Source organism: Peribacillus asahii (assembly GCF_003570725.1).
Taxonomy (GTDB): domain Bacteria; phylum Bacillota; class Bacilli; order Bacillales; family DSM-1321; genus Peribacillus; species Peribacillus asahii.
In genome coordinates this window covers 1-9,946 of sequence record NZ_QWVS01000057.1, presented here as the reverse complement: position 1 = coordinate 9,946, position 9,946 = coordinate 1, and the positions used below count along the sequence as shown (strand labels likewise).

The 9,946-nt window shown below is 38.7% G+C and carries 8 protein-coding genes and 2 tRNA genes; all 10 read right to left on the bottom strand.

Going from position 1 to position 9,946, the window contains the following annotated elements; all coding sequences use genetic code 11:
- Positions 1 to 393 precede the first annotated feature (393 nt).
- Positions 394 to 831 (bottom strand): Hsp20/alpha crystallin family protein, encoded by a 438-nt coding sequence (locus tag D1953_RS19365; protein ID WP_119118791.1) that lies wholly within the window; start codon positions 829 to 831, stop codon positions 394 to 396.
- Between the two features lie 324 nt (positions 832 to 1,155).
- Complete coding sequence (glmS, locus tag D1953_RS19360) at positions 1,156 to 2,958, bottom strand: glutamine--fructose-6-phosphate transaminase (isomerizing) (RefSeq protein ID WP_119118790.1); 1,803 nt, start codon at positions 2,956 to 2,958, stop codon at positions 1,156 to 1,158.
- A 556-nt stretch (positions 2,959 to 3,514) separates the two neighbouring features.
- Positions 3,515 to 4,864, bottom strand: coding sequence for a phosphoglucosamine mutase (gene glmM / locus D1953_RS19355; RefSeq protein WP_119118789.1), 1,350 nt, complete (start codon positions 4,862 to 4,864; stop codon positions 3,515 to 3,517).
- Between the two features lie 57 nt (positions 4,865 to 4,921).
- Positions 4,922 to 6,298, bottom strand: coding sequence for a CdaR family protein (locus tag D1953_RS19350; protein WP_119118788.1), 1,377 nt, complete (start codon positions 6,296 to 6,298; stop codon positions 4,922 to 4,924).
- Complete coding sequence (cdaA, locus tag D1953_RS19345; protein WP_119118787.1) at positions 6,291 to 7,115, bottom strand: diadenylate cyclase CdaA; 825 nt, start codon at positions 7,113 to 7,115, stop codon at positions 6,291 to 6,293. The genes D1953_RS19350 and cdaA overlap by 8 nt, the downstream gene beginning before the upstream one ends.
- A gap of 154 nt (positions 7,116 to 7,269) precedes the next feature.
- A complete protein-coding gene (locus tag D1953_RS19340) occupies positions 7,270 to 7,905 on the bottom strand; it encodes an anti-sigma factor family protein (protein ID WP_119118786.1) in 636 nt (211 codons plus the stop codon).
- Between the two features lie 16 nt (positions 7,906 to 7,921).
- On the bottom strand, positions 7,922 to 8,485 hold the full coding sequence (sigW, locus tag D1953_RS19335; RefSeq protein WP_119118785.1) for an RNA polymerase sigma factor SigW: 564 nt from the start codon (positions 8,483 to 8,485) through the stop codon (positions 7,922 to 7,924).
- Positions 8,486 to 8,668: 183 nt separating this feature from the next.
- Positions 8,669 to 9,571 (bottom strand): arginase, encoded by a 903-nt coding sequence (gene rocF, locus D1953_RS19330; RefSeq protein WP_119118784.1) that lies wholly within the window; start codon positions 9,569 to 9,571, stop codon positions 8,669 to 8,671.
- A 137-nt stretch (positions 9,572 to 9,708) separates the two neighbouring features.
- A tRNA-Ala gene (locus D1953_RS19325) sits at positions 9,709 to 9,784 on the bottom strand.
- Positions 9,785 to 9,803: 19 nt separating this feature from the next.
- Positions 9,804 to 9,878, bottom strand: a tRNA-Gln gene (locus D1953_RS19320).
- Positions 9,879 to 9,946 lie beyond the last annotated feature (68 nt).

Below are 9,946 nucleotides of genomic sequence, written 5' to 3'. Positions count from 1 at the left end.
CTTTTTTAATAGTGTGTGCTCACTTAAAAAATTAACGTTGGCGTTTCTGTTTTGTTTAGTTTTCAAAGAACTAGTTTATCTTACTGACAATAATTAATTATACGCTTTTATTTTCAATTCGTCAATTGTTTTTTGAATGTTTTTCTTAAACAATTATTGAAAATAAAATTGTTTTTTTAATACAACGACTATTCATAGAAATCAACAGGACTTCTTAGCCGGTTTTTATATAATACTATATTGATATATATAAATCAATACTTAATTTAAAATTTTAATACATTGCTAAAAAGTAAATAATGCAATAAAGGCTGAACAGCAAACTTGTTCAGCCCTTATATTCAAACTCTTAATGAACTTGTACAAAAGATACTTTCTGCACCGACTAACACATTAATGGAAATCTACATCTATTTTCTTCTTTGTGTCTTTCGCAATTTTCGGCATTCTTACTTCAAGTACACCATTTCTATAGGTTGCTTTAACCCCTTCCTGTGAAACTGGGCTTGGCAATGTAATCATTCTTTGGAAACGACCTGCATAGCGTTCTCTTCTAAACATATTTTCCTCTTTGACTTCATCAGTACGATTAATAGAACCGCTAATGCTTAGTCTATTATTTTCAATATCAATATCCACATCTTCCTTCTTTTCAAGCCCAGGAATATCACATGTTGCCACGACTTCATTTTCCGTTTCATGAACATCTACTCGGATACTACCCAGGCCCTGCTCATGATCAAAACGAATTGGAAAGTCTGAAAAGAAACGGTCAAATTCTCTGCTCATATTTGAAAGTTGTCTGAATGGATCGTATGGTACTAATGTCATTTTCATTATCCTCCCTATCCTTTATACAAGGATAGTATTCCAACTTTGAAATAAAAAATACTTCTCCTTAGAAGAAAGATAATTTTAAAAAATCAGCCACCCTTGATTTACCTTACTTCTTCTCTGCCTTAAAGAATAATAACGTTCCCGCTTTTCTCACCTTTTTTCCTTACTTTTTCGTTCAAAAAAAGACCGAAGGTCTGCTGAAGCGGTTCAGTTTACCTTCGGTTCTGGAATGTTCTTTTTATTTAAAGAACGTTATTTTTATTTAACGTAAAGTAGTATTATCGATTCACAACAACTACAATCAACCTCATACTCCTATTACTCAACCGTCACACTCTTCGCCAAATTACGCGGTTTATCCACATCGCATTCACGGTGAAGTGCTGCGTAGTATGCAATAAGTTGGAGAGGGATCACAGAAATAAGCGGTGTTAATAGCTCATGCACTTTTGGAATGACAAAACGATCGTCGTCTTCTTCCAATCCCTTCATAGAAATAATACATGGGTTCGCACCACGAGCGGCAACCTCTTTCACGTTTCCACGAATGCTTAAGTTCACACCTTCTTGCGTTGCAAGCGCAACAACCGGTGTACCTTCTTCGATTAATGCAATCGTGCCATGTTTTAATTCTCCGCCAGCAAAACCTTCTGCTTGAATGTATGAGATCTCTTTTAACTTCAATGCCCCTTCTAAACCTACATAATAGTCTAAAGAGCGGCCGATAAAGAAGCAGTTACGTGTCACCGATAAGAATTCACGAGCAATAGATTCCATTTCTTCCTTGGAATCACAAAGAGCAACCATAGCTGTCGCGACCATTCCAAGCTCTTTTACAAGATCGAAGTCAATCTTCTCATTGCGGAACTTTGCCACTACATTAGCTAAGATAGCAAGTACTGCTACTTGAGCTGTATAGGCTTTTGTAGACGCTACTGCAATTTCTGGACCTGCATGTAAAAGTAACGTAAAGTCCGCTTCACGTGAAAGCGTAGAGCCTGGTACATTTGTAATCGTAAGAGCTTTATGGCCTAACTCCTTAATTGCCACAAGAACAGCACGGCTATCTGCCGTTTCACCACTTTGTGAAATGAAAATAAATAACGGTTTTTCTGATAAAAGCGGCATATTGTACGTAAATTCCGAAGCCACATGCACTTCAACTGGAATTTTCGCCATTTTTTCAATGAACTGTTTACCAATTAAACCAGCGTGATAACTCGTTCCGCAAGCAACGATATAGATGCGATCCGCTCCGCTCACAGCTTCTGCAATATTGAAGTCAATCATAAGCTCATCGTTTTCATTTTGATAAGCTTGAATAATTTTACGAATAACAGCTGGCTGTTCATCGATTTCTTTAAGCATATAGTGCGGATATGTTCCTTTTTCAATATCACTCGCATCTAGCTCTGCTGTATAGGGTTCACGTGAAACCTCTTCATTGTTTAAGTTTTTAATCGTTACATCTTCTTTCGTTACAATGACCATTTCTTTATCCATTAGCTCTAAAAATTGATCAGTTACTTGCAACATTGCCATTGCATCAGAAGCGACTACATTAAAGTCTTCACCTACACCAATTAATAATGGGCTTTTATTTTTCGCTACATAGATGACTTCAGTATTCTCAGCATCTAACAATGCTAGAGCGTAAGAGCCTTTTAATAAGGTTAATGTATGGCGAAATGCTTCCTCAACATCTCTTCCTTCGTTTACAAATCTCTCAATTAATTGAACAATTACTTCTGTATCTGTATCACTTTTAAACGTTACATCTTGTAAATACTCACGTTTTAAAATCGCATAGTTCTCAATAACTCCATTATGAACAAGTGTAAATCGGCCTGATGCGCTTTGGTGCGGATGCGCATTATCTTGACTCGGTACACCATGAGTTGCCCAGCGCGTATGTCCAATTCCTGTATGTGCTGACACATCTTCATCCACTTCAGCACGCAAATCCGCAATACGGCCTTTTTCCTTGAAAATGGTTACACCTTCCTCATTTTTAACAGCAATACCTGCTGAATCATATCCACGATATTCAAGCTTTTCTAAACCTTTTAATAAAATCTCCTTCGCATCTTGAAGGCCAGTATAGCCAACGATTCCACACATATTGATGTTCCTCCAAACCGGTTGGAGGAGGTAAGCATGTATCAGACGTCAGACAGACTCTGTACATACTTCCCCCCTCACCTCATTATTTTTTAAATTTCACTGTTTGTGCATTTTCCACCCTTTGTGCAGCAAGTTGCCCCGCTGTTTTAAGGTGAAAATTACGACGGTTGTGCACAGTCAACCGGGAGGCATCCGCCGATTGTTCGATAAACCTCCCCCTCGTCAACTAAGCCATCGTTTCGTCCAGGCTTAGTTCAGGCGCTTGTAAAACTACTATATTATATTATTACCTTCCCCCCTCCTCTCGCTTTTTAATTAACAAATATTAGAAAGCATAGGAAACAGGATAAGCATATCGTAAACAAAACTAAACAAAAGGTCAATCTTATATTACTTTTTCACATCATAAAATGACTTAAGGAGCATCCCTTTCCCATACTCTCTAATTTGATTTAACGTGATTCTTTTGAACCATATAACATAAAAATATGCATAAAAGGCAAACTTGTGCCTGTTATGCATATTTTTAAAACATATCTTTGTGAAATTTTTCTTATTCAGTCAATCCCATTTCAGCTTGTACAACAGCGACAATTCGATTGACATAGCGTGTACATTCTTCAGAAGTTGGGGCCTCTGCCATAACGCGCACAAGAGGCTCTGTTCCTGATGGTCGAACTAAAATACGTCCGTTTCCATTCATCTCCGCTTCCACTTCTTGAATGACTTCTTGTACTTTTTCGTTCGCTGTAACACCATGTTTATCGCTCACACGTACATTCACAAGTGTTTGTGGATACTTCTTCATTTCACCAGCTAATTCAGATAATGGCTTCTTCGTTTCACTCATAATATTAACAAGTTGTAAACCAGTTAATAAACCATCTCCTGTTGTATTATAATCTAGGAAAATAATATGACCAGATTGTTCTCCCCCTAGATTGTAGCCGCCCTTTTTCATTTCTTCCACAACGTATCGATCTCCGACAGCCGTTTGTGCGCTATTCACACCATGTTCCTCTAATCCTTTATAGAAACCAAGATTACTCATTACCGTTGAAACAACTGTGTTATGTTTTAAACGATTTTGTTCCTTTAAATACTTGGCACAAATATACATAATTTGATCGCCATCCACGATGTTTCCTTTTTCATCAACAGCGATAATGCGATCACCATCACCATCAAATGCCAATCCTACATTCGCACCTTTTTCAAGAACAAAGGAAGCCAATGCTTCTGGATGCGTTGAGCCGACACCTTCGTTAATATTTAAACCATTTGGTGAAGCCCCCATTGTCGAAACATCTGCATCTAAATCGGCAAATAAATGTGTCGCAAGAGAAGATGTCGCACCGTGAGCACAATCCAAAGCAATATGAATACCTGTGAACTCTTCATCCACAGATTGTTTTAAGTACTGAATGTATTTTTGACCACCTTCGAAGTAATCATTAACATGGCCTAAATCTCCACCAACTGGACGTGGCAGCTCATCTTGTTCTGAATCAAGCAGCGCTTCTACTTCTGCTTCCTGCTCATCTGTCAGCTTAAACCCATCTGGTCCGAAAAATTTAATTCCATTATCCGCAACTGGGTTATGTGAAGCAGAAATCATGACACCTGCCTCAGCACTTAATGCTTTTGTTAAATAAGCCACACCAGGGGTTGAAATGACTCCTAAGCGCATTACTTCGGCACCAATAGATAATAAGCCTGCTACCAGTGCGCCTTCTAACATATGGCCAGAAATACGCGTATCACGTCCGATTAAAACTTTCGGAATCTCAGCATGCTTCGTTAATACATACCCGCCAAAACGTCCTAGCTTAAATGCTAATTCAGGAGTTAGTTCGCTGTTCGCCACACCCCTTACTCCATCTGTACCAAAATATTTACCCATGTAAAATCGCTCCTTCTTTTGAATCGTTTCTATTGTATAACCGCCTGTAAGCGTAGGCTATGTTTCTTCCTTTTGAGTAATGGAGACCGTTGCGGTTGATGATGAGAGTTCCCATTCCACATTGTCAGGTACTTTAACAGATAACGGTACATCGTGCTTACCTTCTGTTAATTGACTAACATCCGCTGTTACGACTATGTCATTTACTGTTATATTCTTCAAGTCTTGGCTAGCTCCCATCAGCGTAATATCCGTCGTTTTAGGTTCTACCTCTACTTCCTGATTCTCATCCAACCCAGTAATCCCAATTATGAGGTTAGTTAGCTTTTTAGATTCCACCGATACCTCTTGTTCTTCTTCTTGCTGCTTCTGTGGCTCCTGAGTTTGAGTTTGTTCCTCTTTGTGCTGTTCTATTTGTTCTTCTTGTTCTTGATCCTGATCTTCTTTTTCTTTTTCTTCTTCATCTTCATCCACTACGTGATCAGTTTGAACTTTCACTTTAACCGTACTTACTGACATTTTCTTCACATCATCAGACTGTGGCAGTTTGACCTCTAATTCCGTATCGCCGGTCACTTTTGAAATATCAACATTTACATTAATATTGTTAATGTTTTTTAGATCCTCTTCTTTTCCGTATACCGTTACTTCTTTTGGATTAACTGATAAACTCTTAATTCGAATTCCATCTTTGGCCTTCCCTTTTTGAACAGCATTAATTTTAACTTTCTTAGATGGTATACTAATCGGCAAAGTAACGTTAACACTTGCTGGCTCAATAATGACATCCAGATTATTCAAATTGCGGTCTAATGCTCGAACAGTTGCTTTACCGTTTACTGTCTCTTTAACATCTTTATTTAAACCAATCATGGCTTTCACATAAGAAATTTGTTCGATTGTTTCCTTAGCCCCTGTAACTTTTACTGTTTGTGGACTAACAGTCGGCGGTTCTGCTGAATATCCATCGGCTAACACAGAGGGATCATATTCAGCTTCAACTGGGAATTCTTTCGTAACCCTCTCTTGAATGTTCGCTTCGACATACTCCGGCTCAATTGTTGCCACTAGTTTTTCGTTTAAGTCACTAATTTTAAACGTTACAGTTCGACTTCCTATCGTAATATTAGGGTCAGACAGATCGACATACACTTTGAAATCACGTTGATTTTTCGCAGCTGTAACAAGTGCTTTAGCCCCTTTCAACGTCACATCAACACTATCAGGAATACCGCTGACCACCAAGTTCTCCATGTCATAGTACACTTCAACTGGCACATTCTCAATCGTCACCGTGTCGATATCAGGAGAAGTTGAAAAACCAATTGCCTTCTTATCAGACTGCAACTCAAAGTTTGCTGAAATAAACAGTAAAACAGCAATCACAAACGATGCGATTCTGACAAACCATTTATTCGTCATAAGTTTATCCATTCTTCTTCCCCCTCCAATTCAAGATTCCTGAGGAAGTAAGCCTGTCTTTATTTAATACAAGTTCATTTATCAGCATTTCTTTAAATGCATCCTGATCTAAATTACGATACAGCTCACCATTTTTGGTCAGTGAAATACTCCCGGTTTCTTCCGAGACAACAATTGTCAGACAGTCGGTTACTTCACTAATCCCAATTGCCGCTCGATGACGTGTGCCTAATTCTTTCGAAATAAAAGGACTCTCCGATAACGGCAAATAACAAGCCGCTGCGGCCACTCTATTATCTTGCAGGATTACCGCACCATCATGAAGCGGAGTATTGGGAATAAATATATTAATCAATAATTCCGACGTAATATGCGATCCAAGCGGAATACCTGTTTCAATGTAGTCGCTTAAACCAGTCTCTCTTTCAATTGAAATTAAAGCTCCAATCCGTCTTTTTGCCATATAGGCAGAAGCTTTCACAATTTCTTCTACCAAATGCTCTTGCTCATCCTCTTCTGGCATATTATTTCGTGAAAAAAGGCTTCCTCGTCCTAACTGTTCAAGAGCACGTCTTAATTCTGGTTGGAAAATAATCAAGATAGCCAAAACCCCCCAGGTCATAACCTGCTCCATTAACCACCCTAACGTATTTAAACCAAGCAAACTGCTCAAGCTGCGCACAACCACAATAACAAAAATCCCTTTTAACAGTTGAACAGCCTTTGTCCCGCGAATAATGTTAAATATTTTATATATTAAAAACCAAACGAGGATAATATCTAATAAATTTACTACGTAATCCCAAAATGTTAAATCGGGTAATGCCATATTATTTCCTCCAGTCAATAAAACATTTAACCTATGTAAGCACACATATCACGAACCTTTTTAGTATACCATTTTCCATATCATAATCCTAAATTTAATACAATCGGAAAAGACAAATCTGCCTGAAGCACTAGCTTCAGGCAGATTTGCCTACCTAGTTCTCCTCACCTGACTTTTCTCCTGCTTCTGGGTACACGATGGACTTCACTGTATGTTTTATCTTAAACCATAGCCATTCAAACACTTGATTGATTTCTTGAATCTGCCCCGTAACATTCCCAGCTGCAGCCATATATTGTTGACCATTGATAACAGTCACGTCACCATCCACTTGACCTTCAATACGAATGTCTCCATTTTGGACAACGATATCTCCCTCAACGGTCTTCCCCTCTGGAACAATGACCGTTTCACCTTCTACAATTAAATTCGGCTGCTTCGATACAGAGAATTGATGATCTTCATTATAAGTCGAAAAAACAGAACCTGTCATAAGTAAAACAAACAAGGACGCTGCTGTTAAAAGTGGATGTTGCTTAAACCAGCGCTTAGCCCCTACTTGTTTTTTCTCCTTAGGAAGTTGGGCCATGACTCTAGCTGTAAAGTCATCAGGTGCTTTAATATGGGACGTGCTTTGTACGAGAGCAACTGCCTTTTTCATCTCATGAAAATACTCTCGACATTCAGAACAGGTTTGTAAATGATTCCGTAAAATTTCTTGATGCTCTGACGTAATGTCTTCATCTAAATAATCGTGCATATATTCAATGATATCCTCATGGCAATTCAAAATACTCACCTTCTTTTTAAAAATGGCGCAGTTGTTTTCGCAAAGCTTCACGACCGCGATGTATCCTCGTTTTGACTGTACCGACTGGTAAATCCAATATGTCGCTAATTTCTTTCAATGATAGTTCTTCAATATATTTCAAAACGATAACCGATCGATATTTTTCTGGCAACTTTGTAATTTCTTCCTGAATAGATTCTTGAAGCTCTAAGGATGCTACTTCCTCTTCTGGCTTCAATGTATCTGAAGCAATCTGCGAATACATATTTAATCCCTCTGTACCAGCTACTTCAGCATCTAAATGATAATCTGGCTTCTTCTTTCGAAGTCGATCAATACAGAGGTTCGTTGCAATTCGATATAACCATGTTGAAAATTTCATGTTAATCTTAAAGCTATGGATATTTACAAAGGCCCTCACAAACGCTTCTTGAGCTAAATCCTCTGCTTCATGCCTATTGCCCAGCATCCTAAAGCAAAGTTGAAAAACTTTATCCTTATATAGTTCAACAATTTCTCCAAATGCGTTTTGATCCCCTTTTAGAACTTGATTAATTCTTTTTTTTATAAGTGCTTCCATCCTGTTTCTACCCCCGCTCATGCGGCTATACGATAAGTACGAATCGTAAGCTAAAAGGTTTCAAAAATTTCCCCATTTTAATTTTAACAAAGTTTTTACCAGTCTGTTCAATAAAATACAAATGAACAAACATAAAAAAACAGCAACTTCATGACTCGGAAGTTACTGTCCTCTTAAACTAACTTATAAAAGCTTTTCTCCTAACAGTGAGCCCATCAACGCGACTGCAAGTACTGCCGTTTTATTTCGTTCATCTAGAATCGGATTTACCTCAACTAATTCTGCAGACATAACTAATTGAGACTCTGCTAACATCTCCATGGCTAAATGACTTTCTCGATAACTAACCCCTCCATTAACAGGTGTCCCTACCCCTGGGGCATCTGCGGGGTCTAGCGCATCTAAATCTAGAGATAAATGAACTCCGTCTACTCGCTCCCTTAAATATGTAATACATTGCTCCATAACCATGGCCATTCCTAAACGGTCAATTTCATGCATCGTATAGACTTTAATTCCTTTTTCCTTAATCAACTTCTTCTCGCCTTCGTCAAGCGATCGAGCGCCAATAATCACAATATGTTCTGGCTTAACCTTAGGCGCATACCCTTGTATATTGACTAAATCTGGATGACCAAGCCCCATACTAACAGCTAGCGGCATTCCATGTATATTACCAGAAGGGGAAGTTTCCTCTGTATTTAAATCTCCATGGGCATCAAACCAAATTACACCTAAATTTCGATAATGCTTTGCTACCCCAGCCAAAGTGCCGATACCAATGGAATGATCCCCTCCCAACACAAGCGGAAATGAATGATTCTTCATAATTTCATCTACTTTATCTGCTAATAATCGATTTACCTCTGCAACAACCGGTAAGTTTTTCAACTTAGAGTGCGAAGGAGCTCTATTAGCAGTGCGACTAATGATAATATCCCCCAAGTCTTCCACCTCAAGTTGCAGATTCTTAAAACGTTCAACAATTCCAGCATATCGGATCGCACTTGGCCCCATATCTACCCCTCTTCGTGTTTGACCAAGATCCATGGGAACACCGATTAATGATATTTTCCCTATATTCATCCCATCTCCCCCTCTCTTCCATTTTATAACTGAAAAGACAAATGGTTCAACTTAACAAATTGATGTATAAAGATACAAACGCAAAAAAGTCTTAAACTAATATAGTTTAAGACGAAATTATGGTGTTATGTAGTTAATGGTGGAGCCTAGCGGGATCGAACCGCTGACCTCCTGCGTGCAAGGCAGGCGCTCTCCCAGCTGAGCTAAGGCCCCATATGAAATTTTAAAAAGATGGCTGGGCTAGAAGGATTCGAACCTTCGCATGACGGAATCAAAATCCGTTGCCTTACCGCTTGGCTATAGCCCAATATATGAATGAGAAGTTCCTATAATTTTATAAGATGGTGGAGGGGGGCAGATTCGAACTGCCGAACC